16 protein-coding genes are annotated in these 17,489 nt (G+C 66.0%); 10 read left to right on the forward strand and 6 right to left on the reverse strand.

From position 1 onward, the window contains the following. Positions 1-5: 5 nt before the first annotated feature. Together N7640_RS14600 and N7640_RS14605 are read left to right on the forward strand one after the other, a co-directional pair. Entirely contained in the window at positions 6-1,097 is a 1,092-nt protein-coding gene (locus N7640_RS14600) for a PLP-dependent cysteine synthase family protein (RefSeq protein ID WP_279903963.1), read from the forward strand. Continuing rightward, entirely contained in the window at positions 1,094-1,609 is a 516-nt protein-coding gene (locus tag N7640_RS14605; protein WP_279903962.1) for a GNAT family N-acetyltransferase, read from the forward strand. The genes N7640_RS14600 and N7640_RS14605 overlap by 4 nt, the downstream gene beginning before the upstream one ends. On the opposite strand, the gene gap is transcribed toward N7640_RS14605, so the two are convergent. Together gap and N7640_RS14615 are read right to left on the reverse strand one after the other, a co-directional pair. After that, positions 1,606-2,616: a type I glyceraldehyde-3-phosphate dehydrogenase gene (gap, locus tag N7640_RS14610; RefSeq protein WP_279903961.1), complete on the reverse strand. Its 1,011-nt coding sequence runs from the start codon at positions 2,614-2,616 to the stop codon at positions 1,606-1,608. The two genes, N7640_RS14605 and gap, sit on opposite strands and share 4 nt — an antisense overlap. 73 nt (positions 2,617-2,689) lie before the next feature. After that, a complete protein-coding gene (locus N7640_RS14615) occupies positions 2,690-3,361 on the reverse strand; it encodes a hypothetical protein (protein WP_279903960.1) in 672 nt (223 codons plus the stop codon). Positions 3,362-3,491: 130 nt separating this feature from the next. On the opposite strand from N7640_RS14615, the gene N7640_RS14620 reads away from it, so the two are divergent. Beyond that, the gene (locus N7640_RS14620) at positions 3,492-4,136 is read left to right on the forward strand and encodes a DUF480 domain-containing protein (protein ID WP_279903959.1); all 645 of its coding nucleotides are present in this window, start codon (positions 3,492-3,494) and stop codon (positions 4,134-4,136) included. Further along, entirely contained in the window at positions 4,133-4,432 is a 300-nt protein-coding gene (locus N7640_RS14625) for a DUF5629 family protein (RefSeq protein WP_279903958.1), read from the forward strand. The genes N7640_RS14620 and N7640_RS14625 overlap by 4 nt, the downstream gene beginning before the upstream one ends. Positions 4,433-5,051: 619 nt before the next feature. Here the strand turns inward: N7640_RS14625 and N7640_RS14630 are convergent. From N7640_RS14630 to N7640_RS14640, 3 genes are all read right to left on the reverse strand, one after another. Continuing rightward, entirely contained in the window at positions 5,052-7,379 is a 2,328-nt protein-coding gene (locus N7640_RS14630; protein WP_279903957.1) for a TonB-dependent receptor, read from the reverse strand. A 66-nt stretch (positions 7,380-7,445) separates the two neighbouring features. Further along, entirely contained in the window at positions 7,446-8,399 is a 954-nt protein-coding gene (locus N7640_RS14635) for a FecR domain-containing protein (protein WP_279903956.1), read from the reverse strand. Next, on the reverse strand, positions 8,396-8,932 hold the full coding sequence (locus N7640_RS14640; RefSeq protein ID WP_279903955.1) for a sigma-70 family RNA polymerase sigma factor: 537 nt from the start codon (positions 8,930-8,932) through the stop codon (positions 8,396-8,398). Before N7640_RS14640 ends, N7640_RS14635 begins: the two co-directional genes overlap by 4 nt. A 119-nt stretch (positions 8,933-9,051) precedes the next feature. Between N7640_RS14640 and N7640_RS14645 the strand changes: the two genes are divergently transcribed. After that, complete coding sequence (locus N7640_RS14645; protein ID WP_279903954.1) at positions 9,052-9,444, forward strand: DUF488 domain-containing protein; 393 nt, start codon at positions 9,052-9,054, stop codon at positions 9,442-9,444. Between the two features lie 41 nt (positions 9,445-9,485). Here N7640_RS14645 and N7640_RS14650 read toward each other — a convergent pair whose 3' ends face one another. Continuing rightward, positions 9,486-10,922: a M48 family metalloprotease gene (locus tag N7640_RS14650; RefSeq protein WP_279903953.1), complete on the reverse strand. Its 1,437-nt coding sequence runs from the start codon at positions 10,920-10,922 to the stop codon at positions 9,486-9,488. 98 nt (positions 10,923-11,020) lie between these two features. Here N7640_RS14650 and N7640_RS14655 point away from each other — a divergent pair, with 98 nt between their 5' ends. The 5 genes from N7640_RS14655 to N7640_RS14675 all read left to right on the forward strand — a co-directional run bounded on the left by N7640_RS14655 (position 11,021) and on the right by N7640_RS14675 (position 17,487). Beyond that, positions 11,021-11,260, forward strand: a complete 240-nt coding sequence (locus N7640_RS14655; RefSeq protein WP_279903952.1) for a sulfurtransferase TusA family protein — start codon at positions 11,021-11,023, stop codon at positions 11,258-11,260. A gap of 171 nt (positions 11,261-11,431) precedes the next feature. After that, positions 11,432-13,573: a type I secretion system permease/ATPase gene (locus tag N7640_RS14660; RefSeq protein ID WP_279903951.1), complete on the forward strand. Its 2,142-nt coding sequence runs from the start codon at positions 11,432-11,434 to the stop codon at positions 13,571-13,573. A 3-nt stretch (positions 13,574-13,576) separates the two neighbouring features. Next, positions 13,577-14,992, forward strand: coding sequence for an HlyD family type I secretion periplasmic adaptor subunit (locus N7640_RS14665; protein ID WP_279903950.1), 1,416 nt, complete (start codon positions 13,577-13,579; stop codon positions 14,990-14,992). A 16-nt stretch (positions 14,993-15,008) separates the two neighbouring features. Then, a complete protein-coding gene (locus N7640_RS14670) occupies positions 15,009-16,280 on the forward strand; it encodes a glycosyltransferase family 4 protein (RefSeq protein WP_279903949.1) in 1,272 nt (423 codons plus the stop codon). Positions 16,281-16,581: 301 nt separating this feature from the next. Next, a complete protein-coding gene (locus N7640_RS14675) occupies positions 16,582-17,487 on the forward strand; it encodes a hypothetical protein (RefSeq protein ID WP_279903948.1) in 906 nt (301 codons plus the stop codon). Positions 17,488-17,489 lie beyond the last annotated feature (2 nt).

Consider the following 17,489-nt stretch of genomic DNA (forward strand, 5'->3'; position numbering starts at 1 on the left):
ATGGCATGACCGACACACGTCCCTGGACCCGCGAGGCGCTGCGCATCATCGAGGCGGACTTCCAGCGCAGCGCCGACACCCACCTGATCCCGCTGGCGCTGCCGGGCCTGCCCGGCGTCGAGCTGTACTTCAAGGACGAGTCGAGCCACCCCACCGGCAGCCTCAAGCACCGCCTGGCCCGCTCGCTGTTCCTCTACGCCCTGTGCAACGGCTGGCTGCGGCCGGGGGCGCCGGTGATCGAGGCGTCCAGCGGCTCCACCGCCATCTCCGAGGCGTACTTCGCCCGCCTGCTGGGGCTGCCCTTCATCTCCGTGGTGCCGGCCGGCACGGCCAAGGAGAAGCTGGCGCAGATCGCCTTCCACGGCGGGCAGACGCACCTGGTCGACGACCCCACGCGCATCCACGCCGAGTCGGTGCGCCTGGCCGGCGAGACCGGCGGCCACTTCATGGACCAGTTCACCTACGCCGAGCGGGCCACCGACTGGCGGGCGAACAACAACATCGCCGAGTCGATCTTCCAGCAGATGCGCCACGAACGCTTCCCTGAACCGGCCTGGCTGGTGTCCAGCCCCGGCACCGGCGGCACCCTGGCGACCCTGGGCCGCTACGTGCGCTACCGCCAGCACGCCACCCGCGTGCTGTGCGCCGACGCCGAGCGCTCGGTGTTCTTCGACAGCTACGTCAGCGGCGACCGCGGCCTGACCCTGGACTGCGGCTCGCGCATCGAGGGCATCGGCCGGCCGCGGGTCGAGCCCTCGTTCATGCCCCAGGTGATCGACGCCATGTGCAAGGTGCCGGACGCCCTGTCCCTGGCTGCCATGCACTACCTGGCGTGGCGCCTGGGTCGGCGGGTCGGCGGCTCCAGCGGCACCAACCTGGTCGGCGCGCTGCTGGTGGCGCGGCGGATGGTCGAGGCCGGCCAGGCCGGCTCGGTTGTGGCGATCCTCTGCGACGGCGGCGAGCGCTACGCCACCAGCTACTACTGCGACGCCTGGCTGGCGCAGCAGGGCTACGACCTGGCGCCGCTGATCGACCGGGTGGCCGCCTGCGCGGAGCGGGGCGAGGCCCTGCCCGACATGCCGCGGAGCTGGCCATGAGCGAGACCTTCACACACCGCGCGGCGCAGGCCGCGGACATCCCGGCCATGGCCGCCTTCATCTTCGAACACGGCCCCAACCCCTGGAACCACCTGCCGGAGGACGCCGTGCTGGCGCACCTGCGGGGCATCGCCGAGGGTTCGGTGCGGGCCGTGCTGGCGGAGCGGGCGGACGGCGCGCTGGCCGGCTTCGTCACCTTCCTCGCCAGCAATGACTTCGCCCACCACCAGCCGGTGGAGCGCCGCGACCTGCCCCGGGGCTACGTCGGCGAGGCGGTGGTGCACCGTGACCTGGCCGGCCGCGGCCTGGGCAGCCGCCTGCTCGGCGAGGCCGTGCGCGGGCTCGGCGAACTGGGTATCCACGACATCTACATCGAGCGCCACGAGGAAAACGCCGGCTCGGCGGGCATGATGCGCAAGGCCGGCTTCGTCGAGGTGGCGACCTTCACCGACCCGCAGCGCCGCACCGCCGGTTCGCGGCGCACCACGCTCTGCTACCTGCGCACGCGCTAGGCGGCGCGTGCTCCCGGCCAGGCCAGCAGGACGTCGAGCAGGCGGTTGGCGAAGGCCCACTCGTTGTCGTACCAGGCCAGCACCTTGACCAGATCGTCGCCCTGTACCCGGGTGTGGTTGAGGTCGACCACACAGGACACCGGGTAGCCGTTGAAGTCCGCGGACACCAGCGGCACCTCGTTGCACTCCATCACGCCCGGCGGCAGCCGTTGCGCGGCCTGGCGCAGGAGATCGTCGATCGCCTCGCGACTGGTTGGGCGCTCGCTGCTGAAGGTCAGGTCGAGCAGCGACACGTTGGCGGTCGGCACGCGCACCGCCAGGCCATCCAGGCGCCCCTCCAGCTCCGGCAGCACCAGGCCGATGGTCTTCGCCGCGCCGGTGGCGGTGGGGATCATCGACAGGGCGGCGGCACGGGCGCGGTAGAGGTCGGCGTGGGTCTTGTCGAGCAGGTTCTGGTCGTTGGTGTAGGCGTGCACCGTGGTCATCAGGCCCTGGCGGATGCCCACCCCGGCGTGCAGCGCCTGGGCCAGCGGCGCCAGGCAGTTGGTGGTGCAGGAGGCGTTGGAGACGATCCGCTGGTCGCCCAGCAGGTGGTGGTTGACGCCATAGACCACGGTCAGGTCGGCCGTCTCCAGCGGGTGCGACAGCAGCACCCGCGCCGCGCCGGCGGCCAGGTGCTGTTCGGCGAGGGCGCGCTTCTTCGACTTGCCGGTACAGTCCACCACCACGTCCACCGCGAGCTGCTTCCAGGGCAGCTGGGTGAAGTCCTTCTGGCTGACCAGGCGGATCGGCTGGCCGTCTACCTGCAGGGTGTCGTCGTGCAGCTCGACCTGGCCGCCGAAGCGGCCGAAGGTGGAGTCGAAGCGGGTCAGGTGGGCGAGGGTGGCGAAATCGCCGATCTCGTTGATCGCCTCGATCCGCAGCCGGCTTTGCAGCCCGCGCTCGAACAAGGCACGCAACAGGGCACGGCCGATGCGCCCGTAACCGTTGAGGGCAATACGCAGCATGGTGGTTTCCGACTGTCTGGGTTCGCCCTCAGCATAGGCGCCTCCCCGGCCCTTCGAAAGCGAGGCGGGCCGCTCAGAGGCTGCGCGCGCCGCCGAAGGAGGCGCAGCCCCGGCGCACCTCGCCGTTCAGGCGCAGTTCGGCGCTGAGGTGCTGCACCGAGCCGCTCATGCTGTCCACGCAGCGCTGCGGCGTCAGCCACAGCTCCAGGCGATGGTCGTTGGCCTCGCTGCTGAGGTTGAAGCTGCCGCCTGGCAACTGCTCCTCCAGGTAGGGCACCGCCAGCGGCTCCTGGCCGGGGCGCAGCAGCACCAGGCCGCGCTCGCTCACGCCCAGGCTCCAGTCGGGTTCATTGCCGCTGGCGCGCAGCAGTAGCCGGTCGAAGCCCGGTTCGTTGCAGCCCGGGCCCTCGCCCTGCAGGCGGTAGACCCGGTCCAGCCGCAGCTCGCCGTCGAGCCCCGCCTGCTGGGTGCCGCGGGACCAGCCACGGAGGTCGACGAACAGGCTGTCGTGGCCGTCGGCGAGCAGCTCGCCAGCGTCCCGCAGGGCCTGCGCGCTGCCTTCCCCGGCGACGGCGATGCGCCGCTGCTCGCCGCAGGGCTGCAGCACCAGCCGCTCGCCTTCGACGGACAACTGGCCCTGCAGGCGCTGGGCCGGGACGACGGGTTTCGGGTCGTACACCGTGAACAACTGGCAGCCGGCGAACAGCGGCAGCAGGGCGAACAGCAGCGAGCGGGCGTGGGGCATGGTGGCTCTCCTGGCGACAGCGGCCAACTTACCCAGCCTGGGCGGCCAGCTCAAGCGTCGTGGCCTGCGAGTTTTCAGGAGACGCCGGGCGTGGCAGGCTAGGTGTCTTCCACATCGCACGGGAATGCCCATGTCCAGCGTCACAGAAGACCGCGAACCGCTCAACGCCACCGAGATCCGCGTACTCGGCTGCCTGATCGAGAAGCAGGCCACCACCCCGGAAACCTACCCGCTGACCGTCAACGCCCTGGTCCTGGCCTGCAACCAGAAGACCAGCCGCGAGCCGCTGATGAACCTCACCGAAGGCCAGGTCGGCCAGGCCCTGCGCGCTCTGGAAGGACGCGGCTTCACCCGCCTGGTGATGGGCGGCCGCGCCGACCGCTGGGAACACCGGGTGGACAAGGCGCTGGAGCTGGTCAAGCCGCAGCAGACCCTGCTCGGCCTGCTGTTCCTACGCGGGCCGCAGACCATCAGCGAACTGCTGACCCGCAGCAACCGCCTGTACCAGTTCGAGGACGCCGCCGAAGTGCAGCACCAGCTGGAGCGCCTGATCGGCCGCGAACTGGCCTGCCTGCTGCCGCGTCAGAGCGGCCAGCGGGAGGAGCGCTACATGCACCAGCTCGGCGAGGCCGCCGACCTGGAGGCCCTGCTGGCCGCGCGCCAGAGTGATGCCCCTGCTCTCCGTGGCGGCGCAGACGAAGGCCGCATCGCCGAGCTGGAGGCGCGAGTCGCCGCGCTGGAAGAGCGCCTGGCCCGGCTGGAGGAGCAGGCATGAGCCTGCTCGATGCCCTGCGCGGCGCCGACATGCTGCTGATCGACGGCCTGCACGCCTGGCAGTTCGAACTGGACGAACAGGCCAGCGGCGAGCAGCCGCAGCTCAGCGTCGAGTGCATGGACGGCCGCGTCCGCCGCGTCTGGCAGTTCAGCGCTGCCGCCGTGTCCGCCGCCGTGGCGACGGATGCTGCCGGCGGCTGGCGCCTGTGCGATGCCGAAGGCGAGCACGAACTGGTCTGCCTCGGTGCGATCAGCGCCAGCAACGACGAGGACGAGGAAGACGAGCCCGCGCCGTAGTCCGGCGTAGGGTGCGCCATGCGCACCGGCAAGCTCCGTACAGGGCCTTGGTGCGCACGGCGCACCCTACCAACGCCGCGACTTCGCTGCGGGAGCGCGGCGTTTTTCATAGCTGTGTATCCGTTATGGGTTGAAGTGCCCCGACCCCTTCTGGGTCCCCGCCTGCGCGGGGATGACGAGGTAGGGGGTGGAGTTTCTAATTTCTTCCGAAACCGTCATTCCCGCGCCGGCGGGAATCCAGGGGCAGGCAACTGCAGAGCTCAGATAGAGAGGCTTGACCGCGAGCGCGTAGGTTGGGTTTAGCCGCTTGCCGGCGTAACCCACCGTGGTGCCTCAGTCGATTGCGCTGGTGGGTTACGGCCTGTGGCCTAACCCTCCCCACGGGTTCTCCAGGCAGGCCGTTTTCGCAGGGCAGCTGTAGCGTCTGCAACACGCAACAGGGACATAGCCTTTTTCATAGCTATGTCCCCGTTAAATGTTGCATACCTTCCTTGTGGGAGCGGATTTATCCGCGAATTTCGCGGCCAATCGGAATCCAACCGCTCCCACAAAAAGCAGGATTGCGCCACCAATCCGTCACGGGGCCATAGCCTTTTTCATGCCCCGGAGAGCCTGGGCGTCAGAATCGCAGCTGAACGCTCAGGTTGGCCGTGCGGCGGTCGCCGACGTAGTCCACGCCGAGCTGGTCGCTGGCGGTGATGTAGCGGCGGTCGAAGGCGTTGCGCAGTTCGCCGACCACCAGCAGGTTGTCCTGCTCGTAGCCCAGCCTCAGGTTGGTCAGGCTGTGGGAGCCGATCCGCTGGTCGCGGGCGTTGAGGGTCGAGCCGGTGCTGTAGTACCAGTCCTTGTAGCTCAGATCGCCGCCGGCGAACCAGCGGTCGGCGAAGCGGTAGGTGACCTCCAGCGAGCCCGACCACTGCGGTGCCTCGGGGAAGCGGTTGCCCTCGTGCTCCGGGTGCTGGGTCAGTTCGGTGCGCAGCCAGCCGACCGCGGTGCGGATGTCCAGGTTGTGCAGCGGGGTGGCCTCCAGGCTCAACTCAGCGCCGTAGGCCTCGGCCTTGCCGATGTTGCGGGTGACCGCGCAGGGCATCGGCACGCCGTTGTTGTCGCAGAAGCCGGTGGCGGTGTGCTGCATGTCGCTCCAGTCGTAGTAGAACAGGTTGCCGTTCAGGCGCAGGCGGTCGTCCAGCCAGTGGCTGCGCGAGGCCAGTTCGTAGGACCAGAGGTGCTCGGGATCGACCTCGAAGGCTTCCCGGGACTGCGGGTTGCGCTCGATGAAGCCGCTGCGGTAGCCCTTGGTCGCCGTCAGCGCGAGCCGGTGATTGTCGGCCAGCTGGTAGGCCAGGCCCAGCTTGGGCAGCAGCGCGTCGAAGCGGGTATCGCCGGTGAACGGGGCATCGGTCTGGCGGTTGAGGAAGTCGTAGTCGTGCTTCTCGTATTCGTAGCGCAGGCCGGCCAGCAGGCTCAGGCGCGGGGTGAGCCTGTACTCCAGGTCGCTGTAGGCCGCCAGGTTGTCGCGGTCCAGCTGGTCCTCCAGGCTCTGCAGCTGCAAGTAGTCGGTGCCGAGCAGGTATTTCATCTCCGAGTCCACGCTGTGGCGCAGGCGGCCGTAGAACACGCCGAACAGGCCGGAGAGGCGGTCGTCGGCGTGGCCGACGCGCAGGCGCAGGTCCTGGGTCAGGTCGCGGTCTTCGCGCAGCTCGTCGCGGACGAACACGTTGGTCGGCGTGTTGAAGTGGGTCCGGGTCTCGGTGAACGTGGTGGTGCTTTCCAGCGTCAGCCGGTCGCTCAGCGGATAGCGCACGTCGAGCACGTGGTTGTCGACCTCGTTGAGGCGGGTCTCCAGCCAGTGGTACTCGGAGCTGTTCATCACGTAGCGGCGATGGCGGGCGTCGGTGGTCGAGGTGATGGCCGGGTCGTCCTTGCCCCGCGCGAAGCCGTACTGGATGGACAGGCCGGGAGCGAACGACGGCGTGTACAGCAGCTTGGCCCGGCCCTGCCAGTATTCCCCTTCCTGCAGGTACTGCAGTTCGTCTAGGTTGTAGCGGATGCCTTTCTCTTCCCACAGCTTCTCGCCGGCCAGGCGGAAGGACAGGTCGTCCGTCAGCGGGCCGGACAGCATCACGGCCTCGTCGTGGCTGTGGCCCGAGCCGAGGGAGGCGCGGGCGGCGCCTTCCCAGTAGGGCGTCGGGTCGTTGGTCTTGACCACCACGGCGCCGGCCATGGCGTTGCGCCCGAGGGTGGTCTGCGGGCCGCGCAGCACTTCCAGCTGCTGCACGTCCCACAGGCCGCGCAGGCCTCGGCGCACGCCTTCCAGGGACTGGGGCGCGCCGTCGATGTACAGGGTGCTGAGGGGCGCCTGGTTGCCGTCGGCGCCCCACAGGCCCTCGGAGTTGATGCCGCGAATGGTGAAGCCGTTGTTGTTGCCCCGGCTGGGCGAGGCGTTGACGTTGGGCAGCAGGCGGAAGCTCTCGCGCATGTCGCGGATGCGGCCGGTCTCGATGCGCTGCTGGTCGATCACGCTGACGCTGGCGGGGTTGTCGTCGACGCTGCGCAGGCTCTTGTCGCCGTAGATGGTCAGCGAGTCCAGCTCCAGTGCCTTGGGCGCGTCCTCGATCTCTTGCAGCAGGAAGTGCCGGTCGTCCTGGCGCACCGCCCGCAGGCCGGAGCCTTCCAGCAGCCTGGCCAGCGCTTCCTCGGGCGCGAATGAGCCCTGCAGGCCTGGGCTGTGCAGGCCGCGGACCCGTTCGCTGGCCATCATGACGCTCAGGTCGCTGTCGCGGGCGAAGTGGTCGAGCGCCTGGCTCAGGCTGCCGGCCGGGATCGAGTAGTGGCGCGGCGCCTGGTCGGCCTGGGTTCGCTCGGCCAGTGCCACGGGCGCGAGGGTTGGTATGGCGAGGCCGATGAGGGCGGCGAGCAGCAGCTTGTGGTGAGTGGGGGCGGGCATGGCAGATCCTTTTTCGTTCTGTTTGCCTGTTTCACACGCGAAAGGGAAAAAGGTGCCAAACGATGTTCAGGCGGCCTCGACCACCACCCAGTAGCGACTGCGGAAACGCACCGCGACCGGCAGGATGGCGGCCAGGCCGCGCAGGATGGCGTCGGTGTCGTCCAGGCGGAAGCTGCCCGACAGCCTCAGGTCGGCGACCTCCGGCGCGCAGCGCAGGAAGCCCGGGCGATGGCGCTCCAGTTCGGCGAGGAACCGGCCCAGCGGCATCTCGTCGGCGTACAGTCGCCCCTCGGTCCAGGCGTCCGCGTGCGGCGGCAGTGCCTCGACGGGCCAGGCGCGGTGCGCGCTGAAGCTGACCTGGTGGCCCTGGTCGACCCGCAGGGGCGGATCGCCGGCAGCGGCCAGGCGCACCTCGACGGCGTGTTCCAGCACGCCCAGCCGGGTGTGGTCGTCGGTTCGGCAGACATCGAAGCGGGTGCCCAGGGCGCGCATCGCGCCGTGCTCGGTGACGACGACGAAGGGGCGGCGCAGCGGGTCCGCCGTGGTGATGACGAGAATCTCGCCGTCGATCAGCTCGACGCTGCGCCGGTTCTCGTCGAAGTGGAGGTTGAGCCGCGTGTCGCTGTTCATGTGCAGCAGGGAATCGTCCGGTAGCGCCAGTCGCCGTCGTTCGCCCTTGGCCGTGCGCTCCTGCGCCAGCCAGCGCTGGCCCTGGGTGGTCCAGGCCAGGCCGCCGGCGCCGCCTGCCAGGAGCAGCAGGGAAAGTACCTTCAGCGCATGGCGGCGCGCTTCGACGGGGGCGTCCAGTGTGGCGAGGGCGGCCGGGCCGGAGAGGCTGCCGAGCATGCCGCAGAGCTTCTCGGCCCGTTGCCAGGCGTGGCGGTGGCGGATGTCCCGCTCGTACCAGCGCCGCCAGTCGGCGAGCAGCGTTTCCGCCACCGGCTGTTCCTGCAGCGCCAGGTACCAGCGGGCGGCCTCCAGCGCGATCTCCGGGGTGAGGGTTTCGTCGGCGCGGCTCATGGTTCCATGGCCAGGATGCAATGGGCCAGGGCCTGGGCGACGTAGCGCTTGACGCTACGTTCGCTGACGCCGAGGCGCTCGGCGATCCGCGCATAGCCCAGGCCCTCCAGCTGGGCCAGGAGGAAGGCGCTGCGCACCTTGCCGGGCAGGTCGTCCAGCAGCAGGTCTATCTTCAACAGGGTCTCGATGATCTGCAGGCGTTCCTCGGGCGAGGGCGCCTGCAGCTGCGGTTGCTGTGCCAGCACGCCCAAGTAGGCGGCCTCCAGGGCGCGCCGACGCTGCAGGTTGGACATCAGGCGCTTGGCGACCAGGGTGAGGTAGGAGCGCGGCTCCTGCAGCTGCCAGCCGCCTTGCTTCTCGCGGCTGTGCTCGGGCGCGGTGAGCAGGCGCAGGAAGGTGTCGTGGGCGATGTCCGCGGCATCGCTGTGGTTGCCCAGGCGCGACTGCAGCCACTTCTGCAGCCAGCTCCGGTGCAGGCGGTACAGGTGCTCCAGCTGGCGAACGGCGGGGTCGGGCTGTGTCAGTAGGGTCATAACGCTCGCTGTTCCCGGGCGCGGTTTTCTGGGGGAGTGCTGCTATTGAGAATTGTTATTGATTGTGCGGCGGGCATGCAAGGTGATTGTCGGCCCGGCCGCCACGAGGAGGAGACGAGATGATCCGCTGCAAGCGTGTCTACGAGCCCGTCGAGGAGGCGGACGGGCAGAGGGTGCTGGTCGACCGCCTGTGGCCGCGCGGCTGCCGCAAGGACGGCCTGGCGCTGGCGGCCTGGCTCAAGGAGGTGGCTCCGTCGGACGCCCTGCGCAAGGCCTTCGGCCACGACCCAGCGCTGTTCGACGACTTCCGCCAGCGCTACCGCGTCGAACTGGCCGGCCACCCCGAGCACTGGCAGGGACTGCTGGAGATGGCGGAGAAGGGCACCCTGACCCTGCTGTACGCCGCCCGCGACGAACGCTGCAACAACGCCCAGGTGCTCGCCGAGTTCCTCGAGGACGAACTGGACCGGCGCGGGCCTTCCAGTTCGCCGGTGTGCTACGCCAGGGACTAGCTTCTGTTGCCGTTTCGCCGCGACCGCGATGCAGCCAGGCCCTATCGCATCATCTTGTCCAGCGCGCGTTTTTCTTCCGCCAGCTCCTGCTGGCGCGCGTCGATCCGCGAGGCCAGGGGGAAGTTGCTGCTGGCGCGGCGCTTGGCCAGGTCGAGCTGCTGCAGGGCCTGGTCGTAGTCGCCGACCAGGGCGAAGTATTCGGCGCGCGCCTGGTGCAGGCCGACGATATGGCGGTTGAGGCCGCGCACTTCCGCCACCTGATACCACACGTCCGGGTCGTTGCCGCGCCGCTTGAGCAGGGCGTCCAGCGCCGCCTCGGCTTCCTGGTTCTGGTTCTGCTTGAGCATCAGGTCGATGCGCGCCTGCTCCAGGGGGTAGCTGTCCGGGTACAGGCCGCGCAGGCGGTCGACCCGCTGGCGGGCGTCGGCCAGGCGGTTGGCGGCCTCGTCCAGATCGACCATGGCCAGGTTGTAGGTGAGGTTGTCGGGTTCCTTGCCCAGCAATTCGCCCAGCTCCTTGCGCGCCTCGCTCAGACGGCCACCCTTGATCTGGGCGATGGCCAGGCCGTAGCGGGCGGCGTCCAGCTTGGGATTGCTGTCGAGCATGGCGCGGAAGCGCTTGGCGGCGATGCCGGGCGTTTCCTCGAAGATCAGCTGCACGCGGGCGCGCATCAGCTGGTAGCGCAGGCTGTCTTCCACGCCCTTGGACGGGTACTGCTCGGCGCGGTTGCGGGTGTCGGCGATGCGCGACTCCGTCACCGGGTGGGTGAGGAGGAATTCCGGCGGCTTGGAGTCGTAGCGGTACTGGCGCATCAGGCGCTCGAACATGCTCGGCATGGCGCGGGGGTCGTAGCCGGCCTTCTCCAGGTTGAGCAGGCCGATGCGGTCCGCCTCCTGTTCGTTCTGCCGGGAGAAGCGGCGCTGCTCCTGGATGGCCGCCGCCTGGGTCGACATGATGGCCGCCATACCCGCGTCGCCGGCGCCGGCCGCGGCGGCGACGATGCCGGCCAGCATTGCGGCCATCATCGGCACTTGCATCCGCTGCTGGGCTTCCAGGCCGCGGGCGAAGTGGCGTTGGGAAAGGTGCGCCAGTTCGTGGGCCATGACCGAGGCGTACTCGGCCTCGGTCTGCGCGTTCAGCAGCAGGCCGCCGTTGACCCCGACGATCCCGCCGGGCGCGGCGAAGGCGTTGAGCTGGGGGCTGTTGAGCAGGATGAACTCCAGGCGCCGGTCTTCCAGCTGGCTGGTTTCCGCCAGGCGGTAGACGCTGGACTCTACATAGTCCTTGATAAGCGGGTCGGACAGTTGCGCGACCTGGCCGCGCAGCACGCTGAGCCAGGCGCGGCCGAGGCGGTGTTCCTGCTCCGGCGAGACGATGGAAGAGCTGGCGTCGCCCAGCGAGGGCAGATCGCTGGCGCCGACCGGCACGGCGAGGCAGGCGCAGGCGAGGGCGAACAGGGAAGGGCGCAGAAGATTCATGCACTGGGCTCTTGGTCGAAAGGCTCTACTGTAGCCGCCCCGCCGCTCTGCGTGCCAGGGTTGTGCGGTATCCTTGCCGGCCTGCAAGGAGACTGCCCATGTCCGACATTCCCGCCTGCGATGCCGAGCTGGACGCCAGCGGCCTGAACTGCCCGATGCCGCTGCTCAAGGCCAAGCTGGAACTCAACCGCCTGCCCAGCGGCGCGGTGCTCAAGGTGACCGCCACCGACGCCGGCTCCCAGCGCGACTTCCGCACCTTCGCCACGCTGGCCGGCCATGTGTTGCTGCGCGAGGAAGAGGGCGACGGCGTGTTTCGCTACTGGCTGAGGAAGGGCTGAATCTCGGAGGCTGGGCACGTCTAGGCTGTTGATCATCAAGACGGCTGAGGTTTGCATCACGCTTTGACGCGGGTTATTTGACAGCGGATCAAGGCTGGCGTTACCTGAGCCACCGCTTGGCTGCTCTGGATACTGTCGGCCTTGCTCCCAACGTGTTTCAAGGATGGAACCATGGCTGACCAGGGACCGGAATCAGCACCTGACATCTGCCCGGACACCGGGCTCGCATGTTTGGTGATGCTCGCGCGCTTTCACAAAGTTGCCGCTTCTGCGGAGCAACTTGCCCACGAGTTCGCAGAGGATGGTCGCCATTTCGGCCGCGCCGAGCTCCTGCTCTCGGCCAGGAAGCTGGGCCTCAAGGCCAAGTCCGTCCGTAGCACCCTGAGCCGCCTGGACACCACCCCATTGCCTGCGATCGCTGCCGATCACGACGGCCGCTATTTCATCATCGCCCGCATCGACGACGGCAAGGCGCTGATCCACGACCCCCGCGCGCAGCGCCCCGAGATCCTCGATTTCGAGCACCTGGAGCAACGCTGGACCGGCGAACTGGTGCTGGTCCGCTCCGAGGCTTCGTTGGCCACCGAGCTCTCCAGGTTCGACTTCACCTGGTTCATCCCGGCGGTGGTCAAGTACCGCAAGCTGCTTGGCGAAGTGCTGCTGGTGTCCTTCGTGCTGCAGATATTCGCACTGCTGACGCCACTGTTCTTCCAGGTGGTGATGGACAAGGTGCTGGTGCACCGTGGCCTGTCGACCCTGGATGTGATCGCCATCGGCCTGCTCGGCATCATGATCTTCGAGACCCTGCTCAGCGGCCTGCGCAGCTACGTGTTCGCCCACACCGCCAGCCGCATCGACGTGGAGCTGGGCTCGCGATTGTTCCGTCACCTGGTGACCCTGCCGCTGGCCTACTTCCAGGCGCGCCGGGTGGGTGATTCGGTGGCGCGGGTGCGCGAGCTGGAGAACATCCGCAGCTTCCTCACCGGCAACGCCATCACCCTGATCCTCGACGTGCTCTTCTCGGTGGTGTTCATCGCCGTGATGTTCTTCTACAGCGGCTGGCTGACGCTGGTGGTGATCCTGTCGCTGCCGCTGTACTTCATCATCTCGATGTTCATCACGCCGCTGCTGCGAGCCCGGTTGCAGGAAAGCTTCAACCGGGGGGCCGAGAACCAGGCCTTCCTGGTGGAAACGGTCAACGGCATCGACACCCTGAAGTCCATGGCGGTGGAACCGCAGATCGGGCGCAAGTGGGACAACCAGCTCGCCGGGTACGTGGCGGCCAGCTTCAAGACGCAGAACCTGTCCACCATCGCCAACGAAAGCGTGGGCTTCGTCGGCAAGCTGGTCACGGTCGCTACGCTCTGGCTGGGGGCGCGCCTGGTGATCGAGGGCGACCTGACGGTCGGCCAGCTGATCGCCTTCAACATGCTCGCCGGCCGGGTCTCGCAGCCGATCATGCGCCTGGCCCAGCTGTGGACCAACTTCCAGCAGGCCGGCGTATCGGTGCAGCGCCTGGGCGACATCCTCAATACCCGTACCGAACTGTCCCAGGCCACCCGCAGCAGCCTGCCGCCGTTGCGCGGGCGGGTCGAGTTCGATCAGGTGCATTTCCGCTATCGCCCGGACGGCTCGGAGATTCTGCGCGGCATCAGTCTGCAGATCGAGGCCGGCGAGGTGATCGGTGTGGTGGGGCGCTCCGGCTCCGGCAAGAGCACCCTGGCCCGCCTGCTGCAGCGCCTCTATACACCGGAACGGGGGCGGGTGCTGGTGGACGGCATGGACCTGGCCCTGGCCGACGTCTCCTCGCTACGCCGGCAGATTGGCGTCGTGCTGCAGGACAACATGCTGTTCGCCCGCAGCATCCGCGAAAACATCGCCCTGACCGACCCCGGAGCGCCGTTGGAGGTCGTGATCGAGGCGGCCAAGCTGGCCGGAGCCCACGAGTTCATCCTCGAGCTGCCGGAAGGCTACGACACCGTGGTCGGAGAGCATGGCGCCTCGCTCTCCGGGGGCCAGCGTCAACGCATCGCTATCGCCCGAGCGCTGATGGGCAACCCGCGCATCCTGATCTTCGACGAGGCCACCAGCGCCCTGGACTACGAGTCCGAGCGGGTGATCCAGCAGAACATGCAGGCCATCTGCAAAGGCCGCACGGTGATCATCATTGCCCACCGTCTTTCCGCCGTGCGCGACGCCAACCGCATCATCGTCATGGACCGCGGCCAGCTCGTCGAGCAGGGCACCCACGCGGAACTCCTTTCCCACCAGGCCGGCCACTACTCGCGCCTGCACCGACTGCAGCAGGGCTGAGCCATGGGCGCCAAACGTGAATTACTAAACCGCTACCGCAGTGCCTGGCGCCATTCCTGGCGCCAGCGCAAGGCCATGGATGCGCCTGCGCGCATGACCCACGAAGTGCAGTTCCTGCCTGCCGCCCTGGCCTTGCAGGAAGCTCCCGTCCATCCAGCGCCCCGGATCATTCAGTGGGCCATCATGGCGTTCGCCGTCCTGACGTTGCTCTGGGCCTGCATTGGCGAGATCGACGTGGTGGCCACCGCCAGCGGCAAGATAGTCCCCAGTGGCAAGAGCAAGATCATCCAGCCCAGCGAAGTGGCGGTGGTCAAGGCCATCCATGTGTACGACGGCCAGCAGGTCAAGGCCGGTGAACTGCTGGTTGAACTGGATGCCCGTATCACCGGTGCTGATGTGCAGCGTCTGAAGAACGACCTGCTTGCTGCGCAGGTCGACAGCGCCCGTGCCGGCGCGCTGCTGGAGTCGATCCAGCATGACCGGCCACCGGCTTCGCTGGCCGAACGCATTCCCCAGGCCATGCCGCAGCAGCAGGCCTCGGCGCAGGCTTGGCTGCAGGGCCAGTACCTGGAACTCAAGGCTGCACTGGAGCAGGGCGATGCCGAGATCGCCCAACGCACGGCCGAGATCCAGGCCGCAAAGGCCTGGGTGGCGAAGCTGCAGGAGTCCCTGCCCATCACCCGCCAACTGGCCGACGACTACAAGCGCCTGCTGGACAAGGCCATCATCGGTAAGCACGCCTTCTTGGAAAGAGAACAGCGGCGGATGGACCAGGAGCGCGAACTGGCCATCCAGCAGGCCCGCGTGATCGAACTCAATGCCGCCAGGCTGGAAGCCGAACGCCGACGCCAGGGCGTCATCGCCCAGACCCGCCGCGCCATGCTCGACCTGCAGCACGAGGCGGAGCAGCGCGCCGCCGCCCTGGAGCAGGAACTGACCAAGGCCGAACAACGCGACCGCCTGATGCGCCTCACCGCCCCGGTGGAGGGCACCGTGCAGCAACTGGCGATCCACACCCCGGGTGGCGTGGTCACTGAGGCCCAGCCACTGATGGTGATCGTGCCGAAGGATCAGCCGGTGGAAGTGGAGGCGATGCTGGAGAACAAGGACATCGGCTTCGTGCGTGCGGGCCAGGAAGTGGAAATCAAGATCGAGACCTTCACCTTCACCAAGTACGGCGTGGTGCACGGCACCGTGCTGAACATCTCCAATGACGCTATTGAAGACGAGCGCCTGGGGCTGGTGTACAGCACGCGGATTCAGTTGAAAGAGAACAGCATCCGGGTGGGTGAGCAGCAGATCCAACTCTCGCCGGGCATGGCGGTGCGGGCGGAAGTGAAGACGGATAAGAGGAAGGTAATCGACTACTTCCTGAGTCCGTTGCAGCAGTACGTGGACGAGAGCATGGCCGAGCGCTGATCAAGGAGGGCTGCACATGAACGTGCTTTTCATCCATCAGAACTTTCCTGGACAGTTCCGTCACATCGCTGTGCACATGGCAAAAATGCCAGGCGTTCAGGTATTAGCCATTGGCCGCCAGCAAGCGCCCGGGCTGCCAGGTATACGGCTCTTGCGTTATACGCCCCATCGCAGGGCTAGCGCTCATACACATCCCTATGTCCGTACTTTCGAGGACGGTGTGCTGCATGGTCAGCAGGTCCTGCGCCTGCTCCTTGATCTGAAAGCCAAGGGTTATCGACCGGATGTAGTAGTCGCTCATCCTGGCTGGGGGGAAGCGCTGTATGTCAAAGACGCATTCCCCAATGTGAAGCTGATCCACTTCTGCGAGTACTACTACCAGCCTCAAGGGGCTGACGCTGGCTTTGATCCGGAATTCCCGCTAGCAGTTAACGGCGCGGCCAACATTCGCAGCCGCAACGCCTTGCATTTACTCAACTTGGAAAACTGCGACCTAGGTATAACCCCGACTCGCTGGCAGCACAGCCTGCATCCAGCCGCCTATCGCGACAAGATTCAGGTGATTCATGAAGGAATTGACACCGCGAATCTGGGCCCAGACCCCGAGGCGACCTTGCAACTGCCCAATGGCCGGGTGCTTAAGGCTGGTGAACCGATCATCACGTACGTAGCGCGTAATCTGGAACCGTACCGGGGCTTTCACAGCTTTATGCGCGCGCTGCCCGAAATCCTCAAAGAACATTCAACCTGCCAAGTAGTGATCGTCGGTGGCGATGGGGTGAGCTACGGCAGCAAGCCCAAGAACGCGCCCAACTGGCGCAGCAAGTTGCTGGCGGAAAATCCGCTCGATCTTAATCGCGTGCACTTTCTTGGCAAGGTGCCTTACGCCACTTATAAGAAAGTGCTGCAAGTTTCTGCTGTGCATCTCTATCTGACGTATCCCTTTGTGCTGTCTTGGTCGTTATTGGAGGCTATGGCTAGCGGGTGCTTAGTTGTCGGCTCCGACACTGCGCCAGTGCGTGAGGTTATTCGTGATAAAGAAAACGGCCTGTTGGTGGATTTTTTCAAATCGGACGAAATTGCCATGCGAGTGCTGCAGGGGCTTTCGAAACCAGAGGCATTTGCCGAATTGCGTGAGGCGACCTACATAACGGCACAACGCTATTCCGTTGAGCATGGAAATAGCCATTATGCTCAGGCCTTGCTGAGGCTTGGTGAGCGCTTACCGGTGATTGAGCAGGTTAGCAGTGCAATGGTCTCCCTAGCCAATGCAAAGGAGACGATATGATAAGTAGAGTAGAACGGCATGTTGCTGAGAGTAGAGGGTGTGATGGTAAGTGCTAAAAATAGTACTACCCATATTGCTTTTAGTCGTTAGTTTGGTTCTGCTTTATGGTAGCAGGGTCGTGATCTCATCTTATGGTGGGGGTTAATCATTCAACCAGCATGGATGGATATAAAATTTCGTTTGCAGGAACTGCTTTTTGTATGCCCAAAGCCTATTTCATTTCTCAAATGGAGATCAAGGCGTTCGGCTGGGCCTTTGGTCAGATCGACAATATGCGGGAGTGGCATGGGAGGTTGGTCGCATGAAGTGTATTAACGGAGCTTATTGGCTTATCGCCCTATTGCTGCTGGCCGGTTGCGACGCGGAGCAGGCGTCGATACAGGCCAATGCGCCCAAGTCAGTGACCAGCGATCTGGCGGCTATGACCCCGTTGCAACGTGCCAAGGCCGGAAAGGCACTCTGGGAAGAGAAGTGTCGCAGCGTGGCTGGAGAGAAGATTTACAAGGTAGTGCCGGATGTGGAGGGACTGGTCCTGCTTAAAGTCAGACCTAAGGCTGGGGTTCAGGAGTGGGCAGACCCAAATTGGCCAGGGGCGGCGTTTGCGAAGGAAGCTCAGAGAGATGAGTACGTTAATACCTTTCTAGGATACGAATACGCTACTTTCACTCTGGGGCGTGATGAGCCAAACAAAATCACTAAGGAGCAGCGCGGATATATCGCAACTGATTCTCGCCCTGGACTTATGGATCGTCCTGGATATAGTTATATCGATGTAGTCGATCCGGGTGATGGGAAGCGCTATCGCTATACCGGTTCGATAAAGGTCGTGGGTCGTAAAGATACTGAAGCTGAAGGCGTGCAGATGGCTTTGGCGCGCAACCCGGATTATGACCTGAATATCTATCGCTGGGCTCTTGACCGGAATCCTGCTCCTGATCTAAGCCCACTCTATGGCGTGACCTTCGAAGACCATGTAATCCCAAGTGAACGCGCTTTGGGCGTGGCCAGCAGTACGGTTCGGGTTATCAATCTCAAGACAGGTGACGTACTGGGTGAAATGCTGCGTTATGTTTGGAGCACGCCAGCCAGTCGCGCCAATCCTAGTCCCTGGCTAACAGCTTATAAATGCCCTGGTCATGCAGTGGGTGCGGAGGCAGCCACACGTAAGTTCGTCGATCAAATATTGATTCCAAGGAAGGAAAAATAATC

The sequence above is a fragment of the Pseudomonas sp. GD04015 genome (assembly GCF_029837675.1).
Lineage (GTDB): Bacteria > Pseudomonadota > Gammaproteobacteria > Pseudomonadales > Pseudomonadaceae > Aquipseudomonas > Aquipseudomonas paralcaligenes.

Bases quoted from the DNA above. Each gene is read 5' to 3' on its own strand.
- N7640_RS14600 (WP_279903963.1), top strand. From the start codon at position 6: ATGACCGACACACGTCCCTGGACCCGCGAGGCGCTGCGCATCATCGAG.
- N7640_RS14605 (WP_279903962.1), top strand. From the start codon at position 1,094: ATGAGCGAGACCTTCACACACCGCGCGGCGCAGGCCGCGGACATCCCG.
- gap (WP_279903961.1), bottom strand. From the start codon at position 2,616: ATGCTGCGTATTGCCCTCAACGGTTACGGGCGCATCGGCCGTGCCCTG.
- N7640_RS14615 (WP_279903960.1), bottom strand. From the start codon at position 3,361: ATGCCCCACGCCCGCTCGCTGCTGTTCGCCCTGCTGCCGCTGTTCGCC.
- N7640_RS14620 (WP_279903959.1), top strand. From the start codon at position 3,492: ATGTCCAGCGTCACAGAAGACCGCGAACCGCTCAACGCCACCGAGATC.
- N7640_RS14625 (WP_279903958.1), top strand. From the start codon at position 4,133: ATGAGCCTGCTCGATGCCCTGCGCGGCGCCGACATGCTGCTGATCGAC.
- N7640_RS14630 (WP_279903957.1), bottom strand. From the start codon at position 7,379: ATGCCCGCCCCCACTCACCACAAGCTGCTGCTCGCCGCCCTCATCGGC.
- N7640_RS14635 (WP_279903956.1), bottom strand. From the start codon at position 8,399: ATGAGCCGCGCCGACGAAACCCTCACCCCGGAGATCGCGCTGGAGGCC.
- N7640_RS14640 (WP_279903955.1), bottom strand. From the start codon at position 8,932: ATGACCCTACTGACACAGCCCGACCCCGCCGTTCGCCAGCTGGAGCAC.
- N7640_RS14645 (WP_279903954.1), top strand. From the start codon at position 9,052: ATGATCCGCTGCAAGCGTGTCTACGAGCCCGTCGAGGAGGCGGACGGG.
- N7640_RS14650 (WP_279903953.1), bottom strand. From the start codon at position 10,922: ATGAATCTTCTGCGCCCTTCCCTGTTCGCCCTCGCCTGCGCCTGCCTC.
- N7640_RS14655 (WP_279903952.1), top strand. From the start codon at position 11,021: ATGTCCGACATTCCCGCCTGCGATGCCGAGCTGGACGCCAGCGGCCTG.
- N7640_RS14660 (WP_279903951.1), top strand. From the start codon at position 11,432: ATGGCTGACCAGGGACCGGAATCAGCACCTGACATCTGCCCGGACACC.
- N7640_RS14665 (WP_279903950.1), top strand. From the start codon at position 13,577: ATGGGCGCCAAACGTGAATTACTAAACCGCTACCGCAGTGCCTGGCGC.
- N7640_RS14670 (WP_279903949.1), top strand. From the start codon at position 15,009: ATGAACGTGCTTTTCATCCATCAGAACTTTCCTGGACAGTTCCGTCAC.
- N7640_RS14675 (WP_279903948.1), top strand. From the start codon at position 16,582: ATGAAGTGTATTAACGGAGCTTATTGGCTTATCGCCCTATTGCTGCTG.